Here is a 16992-nt window from a genome sequence, read left to right as displayed (position 1 = left end):
CTGCGTTACAGATACAGCAATTCTTTCCCACTGACCGCTAATTGTTTTTATCTGGTTACTTTTTGCCAGACTATTGAGCACATGTTGCGGTTGCCCATAAATCCACAAAAATTTCACGCACCAGCTCCAGTTTTCAAGGATTTCAATTATCTTTGATATTGAAAGCATTCAAAAATAAATAAACGTTAGCGTTATTACACATGAAAATCGAAAAAATACAGGCCCTTCGCGGACCAAACATTTGGAGTATCCGCCGCAAAAAACTGATACAGATGCGCCTAAATCTGGAGGAGCTTGAAAATTTTCCTACCAATAAAATTCCGGGATTCCGGGAACGTATTGAAAAACTTATGCCATCTCTATTTACCCACAGATGTTCAGAGGGTCATGAGGGTGGCTTTTTTCACCGTATTGAAATGGGTACCTGGATGGGGCACGTCATAGAACATATTGCGCTGGAAATACAGACCCTGGCAGGAATGAACACCGGATTCGGCCGGACACGCGAGACAAAAACACCCGGAATTTACAATGTGGTTTTCAGTTATCTTGAGGAAAGTGCCGGTCTTTTTGCAGCGGAAGAATCTGTGAAGATTGCCGAAGCGTTGGTGGCCGGTACGGAATATGACCTTGAAGCCTGTATTCAGAGTCTTCGTGAAATACGCGAGCGCGTAAGGCTCGGACCTTCTACCGGAAGTATAGTTGAAGAAGCAGTTTCACGACGCATTCCCTGGATCAGACTTGGCAGAAATTCACTGGTTCAGTTGGGTTATGGCGTAAACCAACAGAGGTTCCAGGCTACGGTTACAGGAAAAACCAGTTCCATAGCGGTAGAGATTGCCTGTAATAAAGAGGCAACAAAGAAAATGCTGGAGGAAGCTGCCATACCTGTCCCTTCAGGCGATATTGCAGTGCAGGTGGAGGATCTGAAGAAAATCATAGATAAAATAGGTTACCCTATCGTGCTGAAACCACTTTCAGGGAACCATGGTCGTGGACAGTCTATAAATGTGCGCGACTGGGAAACTGCCGTCTTGGGTCTGGAGCACGCCAAAACCGTTTCCGAAAAAGTGATTGTCGAAAAATATATTACAGGTTTTGATTTCCGGATACTTGTGATCAACCACAAAATGGTTGCAGCTGCAAGACGGGTTCCCGCCCATGTGGTAGGTGATGGTGAACTGAATATTTCCGAACTGATTGAAAGAGAGAATCAGGACCCGCGCCGTGGCTATGGACACGAAAATGTACTTACGGAGATATCCATTGATAAAGATACGTCTGAATTACTGAGCAGGCTGAACTATACGCCTGAGACTATACCTCAGAAAGGGGAGATAGTATACCTGAAGTCTACCGCCAATCTTTCCACCGGCGGCACCTCCATTGATGTAACAGATATGGTTCATCCGGAAAATATCACCATGTGCGAACGGGTGTCCAAAATTATTGGACTGGATGTTTGCGGAATTGACATCATGGCCGAAAATCTTACCCAGCCACTTAAAGAAAGTGGGGGAGCAATCCTTGAAGTTAACGCTGCACCGGGTTTCCGAATGCATTTGGCCCCCAGCGAAGGTTTGCCGAGAAATGTGGCTGCTCCTGTGGTCGATATGCTTTACCCACCCGGGAAACCCTTCACCATTCCCATTATTTCGGTTACAGGCACCAACGGTAAAACGACAACCACAAGACTTATCTCACATATTGTAAAAAATAACGGTTACCGTGTAGGTTTTACGACATCAGACGGTATTTATATCCAGAACACCATGCTGGCCAAAGGCGACACTACCGGCCCGATGTCTGCGGAATTCATCCTGAAGGACCCCACGGTGGAGTTTGCGGTACTGGAGACTGCGCGCGGGGGAATCCTGCGTTCCGGACTGGGCTACAGCCAGGCTGACATCGGTGTCCTGACCAACATTAAGGAGGATCATCTGGGTATGGACGATATACACAGTCTTCGGGACCTGACCCGTGTGAAAAGGGTAGTGCTGGATAGCGTAAAGAAAAACGGCTGGTGCATCCTGAATGCTGACGATGAATATTCCATGAGACTGCTGCATGATCTGCCGGCCCGGGTTGCGCTGTTCAGCATGGATGAAAATAATCCTCATATGAGGAAGTACGCCAAGGAAGGTAAGGTTACATGTGTTTATGAAGAGGGATATGTGACAATAAAAAAGGGTGACTGGAAAATCAGAATTGCCAAGGTGAACAATATTCCAATTACGATGGAAGGTAAGGCCAAATTCATGATTGCCAATGTTCTGGCAGCCAGCCTGGCCACTTATCTTCATGGGTTTGAAATTGAAGACATCGCCAATTCACTCCGAACCTTTATCCCAAGTGCACAGCTAACGCCCGGCCGTCTCAATATTTTTAATTTTAAGAATTTCAAGGTAATGATTGACTTTGCACACAATGCTGCGGGTTATGAAGCGATTGAAGATTTTCTGGCAAATGTGGACAGCCCCAAAAAAATCGGAATCATTTCAGGAGTAGGCGACAGGCGTGATGAAGATATACGGGAATGTGGGAAGATTGCCGGCAGGATGTTTGACCATATCATTATACGAAATGAGAAACATCTTCGCGGACGCACAGAGGAGGAAATCTGCGGTCTGGTAATAGACGGAATACAATCAGCAGGAAAGAACCCAAGTTTTGAAATCATTCCTAAAGAAATTGAGGCGCTGAAGCATGCCATGAGTTTGGCAGAGGAAGGCACTTTCATTACAGCCTTAAGCGATGTAATATCCAACGCGATTGACCTTGTACAGGAATATCAGCAAAAAGAAATTCTGGAAGAAGGACTACACTGAAAATACTTTTAAACCAAAAAATCCCGGAGTTTCTTCCGGGATTTTTTGGTTTTGATTGAAAGTGACTTTTAAATCTAAACGTGATAATTTTGTTAAAGGCCATCATCATTGTCACCATTCTCTTTGTTGCTGGACAGCACCGATACCGCTACCACAGCAACAGCAGCTACTGCAGCCACTTTCAGCAGGAAATTGGTTCTGTTGTGTTTCCATTCTGAACCCCAGCCACGTTCTGCAAAAATATTAGGTACATGACCTTTTTTCAAATCATCAATTATACCCTCAACTTCACCCACACGGTCAGCCAGCACCAGGGGTAACCATCGTCCGTAGCTGGACTCGCTGTATTTAAATGCAAATCTCCTCAGTTTACCATTCAGACCTTCCGGTGGAGAAGCCGTACCAAAAACAGCAGTCAGATTCGGCCGTTCCACAGATTTCAAAATCTCAACATTATCATTCTGCTGGGCCGGTCTTTCCCAGGCGTAACCTTCATGTTCTGCATTATTCCGGTTCTTCATGGGGTAAACAGGATCGTTTTCAGGATCAGCGTCTATTCCCCAACCTTTTATATGGCTATAATCTGCCGCTTCACTTTTCTTAAAGTCTGCTGGCTTTGTTTCGTCTGTAAGCATTTTGTAATTTTTTTTAGGTTAAACTGAAATCTTACGCTGTAGGAGGGATAAGGACGGTCTTGATACACCCGTCCAGCTTCCGCGAAAATATATGGTAGGCATCCGCTACTTCTTCCATTGGAATCCGGTGCGTAATAATCTCCTTTGGATTCAGAATTCCGTTGCGCACATGATCTATCAGTTTAGGTAAATTTCTTTTCACCGCAGCCTGGTTGGCCCGGATAGTTATACCTTTATTGACCACATTACCAATTGGTACCAGGGCATCAATTGGACCGTAAACACCTACAATCGAAACGATACCGCTTTTCTTTACTGAATTGATCGCCCAATGCAGGGCAGTGGTAGAGCCGCCCTGCAGAAGAAGTTTCATTCCCAACAGGGTATTCATCATATTTCCTTTGGCCTCGCAACCTACGGCATCAATACAAACATCTGCTCCCAGGGAGTCTGTTTGCGTTTTAATGAAAACAACAGGGTCGCCGATGCTGTGAAAGTTGTACGCTTCACACTGCGCATATTTAGCCGCGAATTCCAGCCTGTATTCAAGTTCATCAATAATAATCACTCTTCCGGCACCAAAAAGCCACGCACATTTGGCAGCCATAATACCGATTGGTCCGGCGCCGAAGACCACTACGGTATCGCCTTTCTGTATGCCTGCCATCTCGGCTGCCTGATAACCTGTGGGTACCACGTCTGTAAGAAGTACGGCATCATCCGGATCCATCCAGTCCGGTATAACAGTTGGGCCTACGTCTGCATACGGTACGCGGGCATATTCGGCCTGACCGCCCTGAAAGCCACCAGCAGTATGGGAATAGCCAAAGATTCCACCAACTGCCGTAGCCATGGGATTCGATTCGTGACAGTTGCCATACAGTTCCTGTTTGCAGAAGGCACATTTTCCGCAAGCGATATTAAATGGGACCATGACACGGTCGCCCACCTTAAGTTTTTGCACGGACGGACCAACTTCCACAACTTCGCCGATGAATTCATGTCCAAAGGTGGAGCCGGTTCTGGTATCCGGTACCAAACCATGGTACAGATGCAGGTCGGAGCCGCAGATACAGGATCTCAGTACTTTTACGATTGCATCTTCGGGATGTTCAATCCGGGGTTCGGGCATGTTGCGGTCTGCGCGCACACGGAAAGGCCCGCGAAAGTTCATTGCTAACATAGTTCAAATATTTGTGATTGGATAACCGGATGCAAAAGCAGGACCGACGGGAACAGAATTTTATTTATTTATGATTTTTTATGAACTTAACGGGTTGGTAATGTGAAGTCAACTAGTACATCACTTTACCAGATGATATATAATTGGGAAACATCCCAGTATTCAGTACAATTGTTTATTTACTATACAGAAGGCAGCATATATCATGAAGTGGAATTAGGACATCATCAACGGATTTGCTAAATTTGGTAGGAAATCGCACTTAAACTGCTAATCATCCGACCATGAAAACCATAATCATCCCCACCGATTTTTCAGCGCCTTCCGAAAACGCGGCGTTTTACGCTTTACAGCTGGCGTTGAGGCTGAATGCAAATATTCATCTTTGCCATGCGCTGCGTCCCGAAGGACCGGATCCTTCCTTAGGCGGAATCTCTATGGCTGTAAAAAATTTCCCCGAGTTGCGGGAGGTCTGTATTTCCAGACTGCAGAAACTTACAGGTGAGCTTCAAAATAAGGCAACTGAAATATTATTAAATTTCCCTGGCGTTTACCGTCCAGAAATCAGCACTAGCTGTGATTTCGGTGATGTTTCTACCATAGTGCAGAATGCTGCGGAAGGGAAGGTTGTGCCAATGGTGGTAATTGGAATGACGGGTGCGGGAAAACTGGACCGTTTGGTATTTGGAAGCAATACCCAGGAAATGATTAAGCGTACAAAGTTACCGCTGCTTATTATACCCTTTGACAAAACATTTGAAGTTCCACGCAGAATTGCCTATTCTTCTGAGATGAGTGCAGAGGATAAGCTAACCGCTCAGAGTCTGGCAAAATTTGCGGGTTATTTTAATGCGGAGCTGCTGGTGGCCCATATTCCTAATTTTGTAGAGGTTATTGATCCCCGGGAATACAGTAACAGGCAGAAAAACTTCACAAAGGATTTTGATGGCAGGTTTACATTCAAGTCAATAGAAGCAGATAATATAGATAGTGGACTGGAACTGCTGAAAAAGGAAAAAATTGATATGCTGGTAATGGGTCATGAAAACCACGGCTTTCTGGATAGGTTCATATTTGGAAGCTATGCGGCGCGCCATGCCTCAAAAGTAGGTTTGCCGCTGCTTATTATTCCAAAACGCTTTGTACCACAGTTCTGATGAATGATGTCTGCAACACATTCAGTGTGCGGCAGCTACTGAAAGGGAGCGCTCATATATAATAAAACCACCTGAATGCGGTGGTTTTGGGCAATTGCTATTAAGTGTATTAAGTTACTGATCTATACGCGTAAAATCGCCTGCTTTATTGAATTCCAGTTTAATACTGTTATCCAATTGGGTTTGCTGTCCATTACCGTCTGACTCCCAGCTAATAATGGTACTGCCGGGATAGTTTTTAGTCACATACTGAATTATCTTATCAGGAACTATTCCGGCGGGTAATGATTTTGTACTCTTCACATCCGTGACTTCACCTTTGCCGTTAAATTCAATACTGGTGCCGTCAGAAAGTGTGACCTCATAATTTTTACTGAACCCGTCACGTTCGGTTGAGGCCTGTGCAACAGTAGCTCCCGGAAATTTTGTGGAAAGCCATGTGTTTATCTGTTCGGGAAGTTCAGCAGGAGTCACAATTTTCTGTTCTTCGCAACTTAAAAGTGACAGTGCCACTACCGCCATTATCACCGAAATTTTCTTACAGTTTATTAATTTCATAATAATATTTTTGTTGTAAGATTACATAAAAAAAGGCTGCAGATTGCAACCCTCCTTTTTACTTTGTATCTTCTTCTGCGGCTTCGAAATTAATTGAATTATATGCAGATTCTGTTAGTAAGGAATCAGCTTCCTTTTCCTCAGCCAGAGTTGCCTCCAGCAGAGTTACAATCTCACTTTCGCCCAAAGTATTGGCAAACGCCGCCAGGGTTCCGTATGATGCAATTTCGTAATGTTCAATTTTCTGCGAAGCAGCGATGATGCCGGCATCTCTTACGGGTCCGACTTCTGTTTCTTCCATTATGCTTTCGCCCTCCTTTATTAATCCTTCAATCGCTTCACATTTCTTTCCTCTGCTGGATTCGCCCAGAATTTCAAAGATTTGCTCCAGTCTCTGTACCTGTCCTTCAGTGACCGTAATATGATCTTCAATGGCAGATTTCAGTTTAGGTTCTGTTGCGTTATTCATCATTTTTGGAAGGGCTTTCAGCAATGCCCTCTCGGCATAAACAATATCTTTCAAACCGTCTTTGAATAATTCCTTCAGTCCCTCGGCGGCTGAGGATTTTGCTTCTACCTTACGTGTTCCCTGACCGTTGCCGGCATCGGTTGTCTTTTTCATAATGTTGATTTTTTATGTTTGATTTCTGTTTTTATACAAATATCAGACCTAAAAAAGCAGGGTTAAATGGTGATTTATTAAAAAAAACAGCGCTGTAAATGCAGATGCAAATAGGGGAGCAGCTCCAATCTGCTTAAGTAACTTTGTGGTCGCGGATTTAAAAAAAAATAATTTAAACGACAGTTGCTGACAACTTACAGCTGCTATTTTAAATTTTTATCAAAACCTTTGCAGTCTGCGGCTTGTAGGGTATGTCCACCGGTAAATTTGAGAAGTTTGGGATCTTTGTACTGTTCACCCGTTTCGTTATAGTCGCCAATGCCTTCTATAAGACTGCCATCTTTTCTCAGAAACCATATTTCACGGGTTGAAGTGGTTCCTTCGGCCTGGAAGGTATATTCAAGTTTTAGGGTATCGCCATCGGCCATGCCCACAAGGTCGCCAAATGAACTGTCCTTTTCGAAATTTTTATAATGCATCTTTCCCGTAACTGTACCCAAATTGTCGCTGAGGCGTACAAAAAGTGAATCTTTACCGGTAGCTTCCATATAGCAGTTTTCCGGAATGGCATCTATCTGAATATCACTTTCATTTACCGCCAGCGAATCGCGGTTGGAAACGTCATTAATCGTGTTTTCAGTTTTTTTCCCGCAGGACATTGTTACGGCTATCATGCCTAACACTAAAATTGATTTCTTCATAATACTAAAAATAAAAGCTAAAATATAAAAAATAGCAGAGCTCTGTAAAAGTATGAATAGAAGAATGACTGAAACTGTTCTTTTTTAGAAAGTGTTTCAGCATAGCTGCGGTAAATGATATTAAAGCTGATTCAGTATTAATAAAGCACGATTTAAATCAGCAGCATATATACACCAGAAACGCCTATAATTTATATTATGTTAAATTGCCTGCATTCGCTGTATCATAACCCGCAGTTTTTCTCCTGAGTAAATCTGAAACGCTATCTACTTATAGATCTTTCCATCCAACACCTCTTTCCAGCGATCTGATTCTGCAAATTCTTTTATAATCTGATTTCTTTCGATCAGGAATTTCCGCATATAACTTGTGAGTAATCGGTCATAATTGTTTTTTCACCGTCCTGAGCAAATTTATGCTGATGTCTGAGCGATCTGAATATTCCTTTTAGCTGCTCATCAACAAAATATACAGGATGATCCAAAGCCGTAATTTTTGTAGTCAGCTCCTGACGGATAAAAAAATGGGTGGCTCTCCAGCTAACGGTCTCATTCAGATTCATCAGTCCGCTGGTTTTTCCGGCAACAGCTTCTTCGTTCGTTTTCGCTGTTGAGAGTTTATGAAGGTCCACACTCCGCGAAAGATCAAAGCATATTTCTATTGAAGATCTGATTTCGGTGCTGAGTTCAATCCTGGGCATCAGCGAAATTATTTTATCCTGAACTCCAGCTTTGCATTGAAGAAACGGCCTGTAAGATTTACCGGAACCGGATAGATATAGTTATTGCTTACGTCTGTAACCCACTGGTTGGCCACCGTGTTGTAAATATTAAAAGCATTGAAAACCTGAACACCCAAGGTGAGCTCTTCAAAATTTTCCCAGAAGCCCCAGGCTTTGTTTTTTTCCTTAGGATCAATAAATACATAGGAAAGGCCAATATCCACCCTTTTGTACGACGGCAATGTTTTCTGATAGTCGTACCGGGTTTCCAGGCTGGGCTGTCCGTTACTGTCAAACATGATGGGTGCGCCTGTAGGCAGTCCCATAGCGTAAATACCGGTCAGATTGACCCGCATTTTTGGAAATTTAGGCATATAATCCTGGTAGAAAATGGCAAAACGGAACCTTTGGTCAGTAGCACGTGCAATGTCTCCCCTGCCGTCTATGTTTTCAAAAGTACGGGCATAACTTGCAGACAGCCATGAATCTACTCCCGGAACAAATTCGCCGAAAAGCCGGGTATCAATTCCATAGGCATACCCATCGGCATTGTTTTTCCCTGAATAACGGATCCGCACATTGTCCATAAAATACGGTATAAGGTCGTCCATCTTCTTATAATAAAGCTCGGTGGTAAGTTTGAAAGGCCGGTCGTACATGGAGAATTCGTAATCGTTACCAACAATTAGCTGCATCGAGCGCTGTGATTTGATTTCTGAATTGAAACTTCCGTCCAAATCCTTTATTTCCTTATAAAAAGGCTGCTGATAGTAAATTCCACCGGCAACCCGGAAAAGCATATCCGCCTTCCAGTCCGGTTTAACTGCAAACTGCGCGCGCGGTGAGAAAATTGTTTCCTTATTGAAAGACCAATTGGCTACCCTGGCTCCTGCATTGAAATAAGCACGGCTGCGGCCCCAGTAAAACTTGTTGGAATACTGCGCATAAGCTGACATCCGGGTAGGTTCTATACTATTATCACCGGCAATATGGTAATAGAGTTCCATGGACGATGGATCCAGTACGCCCGGCAAAACCTGATCACGCGGTACGCTGTAACCCAAAGAATCCACCAATCGCCACTCGTTGGTCAGGTCCCGCAGATTTTCTTTTTCAAATTTAAAACCGACTTCAATATTGGAGTTTACGTTGGGTGAAAAACGTGTCCGCAACTGTGTTCCATAGGTTCTGACCATAAGGTCATTCCGTGCATGGTCTATCTGTCCGCCCACATCGTAGGAGGTAACAGGATCGCCGGTCACGGGGTCAAAACTTTCAAGCACATAGGCGGAGGCGATACTGTAATACTCGCGCTCACGGTTCTGATAAGCAAAATTATCCAGAAGGATTTTCCATTTATCATTAGGTCTGTAGTTCAGGGAAAAAGTTCCCATCATGTTTTTGTATCTGTCGTCCTCGCGGCCGTTATAGAAAACACTTACTTTTATAGGTTGGTTCACGCTGCCAAACTCAACTTCCTTGGCCTTCGGAATCATTTCATAATCGTTTTGCGAATAATAACCGATAAACGACATGGAAAATTTTGGACTCACATGATAATTCAGATAGGACTGGAAGTCCATATATCTCGGATTGAAATCCGTTTCCTCATTCAGTGTGTTTAATATAAGATTGGTATTTCTGTACCGTCCGGAAACCAGGGCTGTCAGTTTTTTGTTCCCTGTCGCAAAACCTGTTGAAAGCCTCCCTCCTATCATGCTGGCTTCACCGGATACTTCAAATTTTTCCGGCTCACGGTAATAGATATTAAGGGCCGATGACATCTTATCGCCGTACTTGGCTTCAAATCCACCGGCTGAAAAATTCACCGTGGAAACCATATCCGGATTGATAATGCTCATCCCTTCCTGCATGGAATTGCGGATGAGGAAAGGTCTGTAAATCTCGATATCGTTAATGTAGATCAGGTTTTCATCATAGTTGCCGCCACGGACCATATACTGTGAAGAAAGCTCCGTATTGGAGTTTACGGACGGCAGTGTTTTGATCAGCCCTTCAATACCACCCGAAACAGAAGCAATCTGGCCAGCCTGTCTGGCATTGACGCTTACATTGGTAACATCCTGGGTTACATTTCCTTTTCTCTGGAAAACCACTTCTTCAATGGTCTGTGTACGTAAGGTATCTTCCTTTTGGGAATAAAACATTAGAGGCAGGATGGAGGCTGCAAGGAAAATCTGTCTTCTCAAGTCGCGAATTTTAGGAACTAAATTTATAAAAATTAACTGAATTACAGGATAGCTTCGCGTATGCGCGTCAGTTTTTGCAGCAGATCATCCAGTCGGTCCAGTTTTAGCATATTGGCACCGTCTGACATTGCACAACTCGGGTCCGGATGAGTTTCGATGAAAAGACCGTCGGCCCCCACAGCGATTCCAGCTTTTGCTATGGTTTCAATGAGTTCCGGTCGGCCTCCTGTAACGCCGGAACTTTGATTAGGCTGCTGAAGAGAGTGTGTGACATCCAGGATCACGGGTGCATATTGCTGCATAGTCGGGATTCCGCGGAAGTCTACTACGAGATCGGAGTAGCCGAAAGAATTTCCCCTTTCAATGATGGCTGTTTTTGAGTTTCCGGAATCGGTAATCTTCTCCACAGCAAATTTCATGGCTTCGGGCGAAAGAAACTGCCCTTTTTTCAGTGTAACGCACTTTCCGGTTTTTGCCGCCGCCACCAACAGATCAGTTTGCCTTACCAGGAAAGCGGGAATCTGCAGAACATCTACGTACTGCGCCGCCAGTGCGGCATGTTCGTTTTCGTGAATATCTGTAGTAGTAGGGATGTTGAAAGTCTCCCCTACTTTTCTCAGGATTTCCAGTGATTTCTCTTCGCCAATTGTGGTAAAACTGTCTACACGGCTGCGGTTGGCTTTCTTAAAACTGCCTTTAAAAATATAGGGAATCTTATATTTATCGGTAATGGTAATCACCTTTTCAGCAATTCTGAGAGCCATGTCTTCGCCTTCAATAATACAGGGCCCAGCGATCAGGAAAAAGTTAGTGGAATCTGAGTGATCGATGTTATTTAGATGTTGGATCATTTTGATAGACTTATAAGGTAATAATTGATAAGGGTTAAAAATACTAAAATTGAGTCTGTAGTAAGGCTTTACAATGTTTCAGTTCCTATAATTTATTTGAATTTGTTTGAAATCTTAACAAAAGTGTTCACATTGCGGCTGGTCAGTTTATCTTTCAGCGATTTCCGGCCCAATACCTTTCCAAAAGCACTTTGCAAGGTATTTCCTTTAGATACCTGCCAATAGAATGTGCTGTTTACCACCTGCCCTTTTTCATCTTTACTTTTTGACGAATTACTGAAGATATCGAGCAATTCTTTTTCGATGTCAGCCTGTCCCACAAAAATATAGGTGTGAAAATCGGCGTCAGCTTCAAAAGGATTTTGGGAAATCATGTCCGCAATTTCATTCTCATTCCGCAGAAACACATAAGCTTCATAACTGAAATGAGCGGACATGGCTTTTTCAAGTTCTGCTTTAATTATTTCAGGATTCTTTTCTGATGAAAAAAGAATGTTACCGGAAGCAAGTACAGATGTTACCTGCTCCATTCCAACTGATTCAAACACGCTGCAAACTTCTGCCATTTTCATGGAAGTCCCGTTTACATTCACTCCGCGCAGGAAGGCACAGTATTTCATACAGGTTTTACAAAAGATTTAAATACAAATATAACCAATAAAAAAGCGGACTGAAGTCCGCCTGTGATTAATTGTTAGGGTAATTATTGGGTAACCCTCATCATTGCTCTGGTGATCTGGTCCTCCTTCTCGCTTGCATAGGTTGAATCGTAGGGCTTCATCACATCAAAAAGGTAACTGTAGAACGGCGTTATACGCTGGATTTTGGAACTTTCGCGGTAGGCTTTTTCCCTGCCCATCTGCTCCAGGTTTTTGATGAAGCTGTTGAAGCGTTTGTCCACAGGTTCAAGAGATTTTACCAGGTAAGCATACCCCTTATCAGGTTTTCCGGTCTTGTTATAAGCATCACTCACTGCGGCCACAACCATGGAATACTCCATCGTGTTGGTACGCATCTGCCGCCCTACAAATTTTTGCTGCTCCGGCGTCAGACTGTTATAATAGTCATATTCCTCAAAGATGCCTTTTTTCAGTTGCTCTGCCAGTTTAAGTCCTTTCTGTTCCTCACCTGCCACTATATAGGCGTAGGCTATGGAACTCAGTGATCGCGGATCATTGTATTTGGAAACCGGGATTTCACGTGATACCAGATCCAGGATTTCCAGTGCTTTCTGTTTCTGACCCGAAAGTGCCAGGGCTTCAGCAGCTCGTCCGGCTGAATTTCGGTAGCTCATGATATTTGAAGTAGAGGTCTGATCAAAATGAACATCTAAATCTTTGAAATTGCCCCATCTGAAATTCTTTACCACATTATAAAGCGATTCCGGATCCACACGGCCCATTTCACCATCTTCTCTGGCCGAAGTTTTAATTGGAACCAGACGGTAACTGAATCCGTCATATTGCAGATAATCATCCAGATAAAATATATTCTCGCTGTCATATACACCTCCGTTGGAGAAGTTAATCGTCCGGTTCCAGTCGAAGTTGGCCAGGATATCCAGTAAAATAAGGTTGTTCTTGAACATGGTACCGCGTCTGTATTCTACCGTAATCTGATCTACCGCTGCGGGCAAATCCGTGGCCTTTATCGCACCTGATTTCACAGCGTTGGCCTTATTTACCGGAATTACAAAACGTGAAACCGGGATGAAATTGAATTTCTCATATTTTTCCTGACCGAAAAGCATTTTCAGCATTTCATCTTTTTCAGGGCTTTTCATTTTAATAAATTCTACAGCTTCCTTTACGGTCATCGAATCCTGAGCGATGTATTTGGTAAATGGCGCGAATATACTTTCAGGTGCACCGTTCTGTAACTGGTTCTGAATGAAACCCTGCAGATTGTCGGCGTCAAACACAACAATCTGGTCGTTCGTACCGTCGCGGTAGTCGTCGTGCTTCAGTGTTCCGGGCACAGCGCTGGAATTATAAGTGCGGCGTTTCACCTGGTCAATATTCCATGGAGTGGAAAGCAGCGTAAAGTTCACCACTTTTACATCGTCGCGGAAGCCTTCTGTTTCCTGCAGACCCCATACAGGGTAAGTATCATTATCACCATAAACAAACAGAATATTGTTTTTAGGCAGCGATTTCAGGACAGAATGAGCATAGTCATATGCAGAGTAGCGCTCACTTCTGTCATGAGGCACATAGTTCTGGAATCCCATCATAAATGGAATCCCAAGAAGTAGAACTCCTGCAACGATATTAGCAGCATTGGATTTTACTTTGGACTGCAGATACCAAAGAATGGCCGCGGCCCCCAGGCCGATCCAGATCGAGATGGCATAGAATGATCCCACCATTGCGTAATCTCTTTCGCGGGGCTCAAAGGGTTTTACACCGGTATAGAAAATAATTCCGACGCTGGTTAGAACAAAGAGGGATAGCAGGGCGTAGAAACGTCCGAAGTCACGGTTTAGATGAAAGAAAAACCCAATGATGGCCAGGATAAGCGGCAAGAAATAAAAAGCTACGGTACTGTCATTGCTGAATTTTGCCGGTAACCTGGACTGGTCTCCCAGACGTGCATCATCAATAAAAGAGAAGCCTGAAATCCAGTTTCCGTTGGTATTTTCCATATTACCTTCCAGGTCATTCTGCCTACCGGCAAAATTCCACATAAGGTATCTCAGGAAATAATAACCGTTCTGAAAACTGAAGAAATAATCGAGGTTCTGTGCCAGTGAAGGCTTCTGAACATTAATCAGATTGTAAGGACGAACCTCCAGATAATCCGATACGCTTATAGAGCCGTCTTCATATTTTGCACGAAGTTCATCAAAAATTTTCCGGGCCTCAGGACTGTCGGCAATGTCAGGATTATCATAATTAAAGGAAAAATCAGGTGCACCATACATACTGATGTAGTTGGCCATGACATTTTTATCATCGTTGAACATCCTCGGCATAAAACCTACATGGTTAGGCGAGTAAACATAATTAAAACGCTCGCCTACTATACGGTAGCTGCCGGACTGTTCGTCTTTTTCGTAAATATCGCCGGTCTTCTTACTTTTGAAACTTCCGTCCTCATTTTTCAGGATACCGTTGGCGTCCAGACTGGCGGTATAGTTCTGACCGTAGAAGGTAGGCCAGTCACCGTACTGTTCGCGGTTGTAATAATCCAGCATACCGATGGCGGTATCCGGATTGTTAAGGTTCATTGGCGGGTTAGCATTGGCCCGGATCGGAATCACCAGCCAGCAGGAGAAACCAATGATCATGAAAACAAGGGATAGTGAGGCGGTCTGAAGAACGCTGTTCCCCGATTTGCCACTGTAGTTAAGAAGGAAATAGCATAGCGCCGTCATAAGGATGAATGCCGCAATTGTTCCCGAGTGGAAAGGCAGGCCAATACCGTTCACAAAGAATATCTCCAGTTTACCGAACATCGTCATGATCACCGGGAAGATAATTTTGAATACAAGGATCAGGACAATGAGCGTAAGGACATTTGCCACCGCAAAGTTTTTCCAGGTAAACTCATAATTGCGCGCATAATAGATAAGACAAACCGCCGGAATAGCAAGCATGGCCATCATGTGAACACCTACCGAAAGCCCTACCACGAAGAAAATCAGGATGATCCATCTTTGACTGTCGTTCTGATCATATTCATTTTCCCATTTGGTGATGAGCCAGACAATCAATGCAATGAACATGGATGCCATGGAATATACCTCCCCTTCCACCGCCGAAAACCAAAAGGTGTCTGAAAATGTAAAGCACAGGGCCCCGATGGCGCCGGCAAAAAGAATGGAAATTTCTTCGTGTACCGTAACATCTTCAAAATCTTTATTCAGCAAACGGCGCACAAGATGTGTGATGGTCCAGAACAAAAACAGGATAGTGAACGCACTGAACAGCGCCGACATTGAGTTAATGATGAGTGAATAATTGGCACCGTTTCCGAAAGCGAAAAGTCCCGCCACAGCTCCCACGAGTTGGAAAAGTGCAGCACCCGGCGCGTGGGTCACTTCCAGTTTTACCGCAGAGGCAATATATTCTCCTGCATCCCAGAAGCTTAAATTTGGTTCAACAGTCGAGAGGTAGGTGAGAAAGGCAATTCCAAAAATTACCCATCCCACTACCGTATTCCATTTCTTAAATGTCCAGTTTTTCATAATAATTTACAAATCATGCGAAAATAGCATTTTTCCGGCATTTATCCCCGGTTTGTTATTATATAAAGTCATGGTGCAATATTTGCTTGCAGCCTGCAGCTGTCAAAAGAAACCTCGGTCTTAAAAGCATCAGGAAATTATTTACTAATACTTTTTTTTGTATTTTTGTCGATGATTTTTTTTGAGAAAAAATATATTTAATGAGTAATGTTTACGATAATATTCTTGGCTTAATCGGAAATACTCCATTGGTGAAACTTAATCACGTGACCAGGGACATCCCTGCAAAGGTGTACGCCAAACTTGAGTCCTGCAATCCCGGACATTCCACTAAAGACCGGATTGCCCTCCATATTATAGAAAAAGCTGAAGAAAAAGGAATTCTGACCCCAGATTCTGTAATTGTTGAGACCACCTCCGGCAATACCGGATTTTCGGTTGCCATGGTTTCGATAGTAAAGGGTTATAAATGCATACTTGCCGTTAGTGACAAAACGAAGGCAGAGAAAATTGCCTATCTGAAAGCTTTGGGCGCTCAGGTGTATGTTTGTCCTGCAAATGTTCCGGCAGACGATCCGCGCTCTTATTATGAGGTGGCCAAAAGAATTGCCTCAGAAACGCCCAATTCAGTATACATTAATCAATATTTCAACGAACTCAATATAGACGCCCATTACCAGACTACAGGACCCGAAATCTGGGAGCAAACTGAGGGTAAGGTAACTCACGTTTTTGCCTGTACAGGTACGGGAGGTACACTTTCCGGATCTGCTAAATTCCTTAAGGAGAAAAATCCGGACATAAAGATTATCGGAGTAGATGCAGATGGGTCCATACTTAAAGGTTATCATGAAACGGGCAAGATTAATCCAATGGATATCAAGCCCTATCAGATTGAAGGCATGGGTAAGAATCTGCTGCCTTCAGCATTGCTGTTTGACCAAATTGACCAGTTTGTAAAGGTAAATGATGAAATGTCTGCCTACCGCACCAGAGAAATCGCCCTGAAGGAGGCAATTATGGGTGGCTACACCTGTGGCGCCGTGACCCAGGGACTCATTCAGTACGCTCAGGCGCATCCTTTCGGTCCGCATGATGTGGTTGTGCTGATCTTTCCGGATCACGGATCAAGATATATAACCAAAGTATACAGCGACGAGTGGATGGCTCAGCAGGGATTTGTTAATAACTGTGTACACAATTACGACGAGGTTTTCAAGACCGAATACATCAAATAGAATCATCTCTATTATACAGCCTTTTGCAATGCGCAAAAGGCTTTTTTTTACGTATCATTTTAGCTAACTTTGCAGCCAATATTTTTACAATAAACCCA

The 16992-nt window shown here is 43.6% G+C and carries 13 protein-coding genes; 3 read left to right on the top strand and 10 right to left on the bottom strand.

Going from position 1 to position 16992, the window contains the following annotated elements; translation table 11 throughout:
- The first annotated feature begins 200 nt into the window (after nt 1-200).
- Nucleotides 201-2828 carry a cyanophycin synthetase gene (gene cphA, locus P0M11_RS09595; RefSeq protein ID WP_275625469.1) on the top strand — a complete coding sequence of 876 codons (2628 nt, stop codon included), beginning with the start codon at nt 201-203 and terminating at the stop codon, nt 2826-2828.
- Nucleotides 2829-2920: 92 nt separating this feature from the next.
- On the opposite strand, the gene P0M11_RS09590 is transcribed toward cphA, so the two are convergent.
- Both P0M11_RS09590 and P0M11_RS09585 read right to left on the bottom strand, forming a co-directional pair.
- Nucleotides 2921-3463, bottom strand: coding sequence for a hypothetical protein (locus tag P0M11_RS09590; RefSeq protein ID WP_275625468.1), 543 nt, complete (start codon nt 3461-3463; stop codon nt 2921-2923).
- Between the two features lie 31 nt (nt 3464-3494).
- Entirely contained in the window at nt 3495-4646 is a 1152-nt protein-coding gene (locus tag P0M11_RS09585; protein ID WP_275625467.1) for a zinc-dependent alcohol dehydrogenase, read from the bottom strand.
- Nucleotides 4647-4930: 284 nt separating this feature from the next.
- Here P0M11_RS09585 and P0M11_RS09580 point away from each other — a divergent pair, with 284 nt between their 5' ends.
- Nucleotides 4931-5803, top strand: a complete 873-nt coding sequence (locus tag P0M11_RS09580) for a universal stress protein (RefSeq protein WP_275625466.1) — start codon at nt 4931-4933, stop codon at nt 5801-5803.
- Nucleotides 5804-5917: 114 nt separating this feature from the next.
- On the opposite strand, the gene P0M11_RS09575 is transcribed toward P0M11_RS09580, so the two are convergent.
- From P0M11_RS09575 to P0M11_RS09540, 8 genes are all read right to left on the bottom strand, one after another.
- Nucleotides 5918-6361 (bottom strand): PepSY-like domain-containing protein, encoded by a 444-nt coding sequence (locus P0M11_RS09575; protein WP_275625465.1) that lies wholly within the window; start codon nt 6359-6361, stop codon nt 5918-5920.
- A gap of 58 nt (nt 6362-6419) precedes the next feature.
- Complete coding sequence (locus P0M11_RS09570; RefSeq protein ID WP_275625464.1) at nt 6420-6983, bottom strand: ferritin-like domain-containing protein; 564 nt, start codon at nt 6981-6983, stop codon at nt 6420-6422.
- A 203-nt stretch (nt 6984-7186) separates the two neighbouring features.
- Nucleotides 7187-7684 (bottom strand): hypothetical protein, encoded by a 498-nt coding sequence (locus P0M11_RS09565; protein WP_275625463.1) that lies wholly within the window; start codon nt 7682-7684, stop codon nt 7187-7189.
- Nucleotides 7685-8031: 347 nt separating this feature from the next.
- A complete protein-coding gene (locus P0M11_RS09560) occupies nt 8032-8385 on the bottom strand; it encodes an SRPBCC family protein (RefSeq protein ID WP_345774362.1) in 354 nt (117 codons plus the stop codon).
- A gap of 8 nt (nt 8386-8393) precedes the next feature.
- Nucleotides 8394-10574 (bottom strand): TonB-dependent receptor plug domain-containing protein, encoded by a 2181-nt coding sequence (locus P0M11_RS09555; RefSeq protein WP_275625726.1) that lies wholly within the window; start codon nt 10572-10574, stop codon nt 8394-8396.
- 83 nt (nt 10575-10657) lie between these two features.
- Nucleotides 10658-11467: a 3-deoxy-8-phosphooctulonate synthase gene (kdsA, locus tag P0M11_RS09550; RefSeq protein ID WP_275625462.1), complete on the bottom strand. Its 810-nt coding sequence runs from the start codon at nt 11465-11467 to the stop codon at nt 10658-10660.
- Between the two features lie 92 nt (nt 11468-11559).
- Nucleotides 11560-12087, bottom strand: coding sequence for a DUF1697 domain-containing protein (locus P0M11_RS09545; RefSeq protein WP_275625461.1), 528 nt, complete (start codon nt 12085-12087; stop codon nt 11560-11562).
- Between the two features lie 83 nt (nt 12088-12170).
- Nucleotides 12171-15656 (bottom strand): DUF2723 domain-containing protein, encoded by a 3486-nt coding sequence (locus P0M11_RS09540; protein WP_275625460.1) that lies wholly within the window; start codon nt 15654-15656, stop codon nt 12171-12173.
- Between the two features lie 200 nt (nt 15657-15856).
- Here P0M11_RS09540 and P0M11_RS09535 point away from each other — a divergent pair, with 200 nt between their 5' ends.
- The gene (locus tag P0M11_RS09535; RefSeq protein WP_275625459.1) at nt 15857-16894 is read left to right on the top strand and encodes a cysteine synthase family protein; all 1038 of its coding nucleotides are present in this window, start codon (nt 15857-15859) and stop codon (nt 16892-16894) included.
- The last annotated feature ends 98 nt before the right edge of the window (nt 16895-16992 follow it).

It is taken from the genome of Kaistella sp. PBT33-4 (assembly GCF_029194425.1).
Taxonomy (GTDB): Bacteria; Bacteroidota; Bacteroidia; order Flavobacteriales; family Weeksellaceae; genus Marnyiella.
Note: the sequence above shows the minus strand (reverse complement) of the source record. Positions and strands in the feature narration are given on the sequence as shown.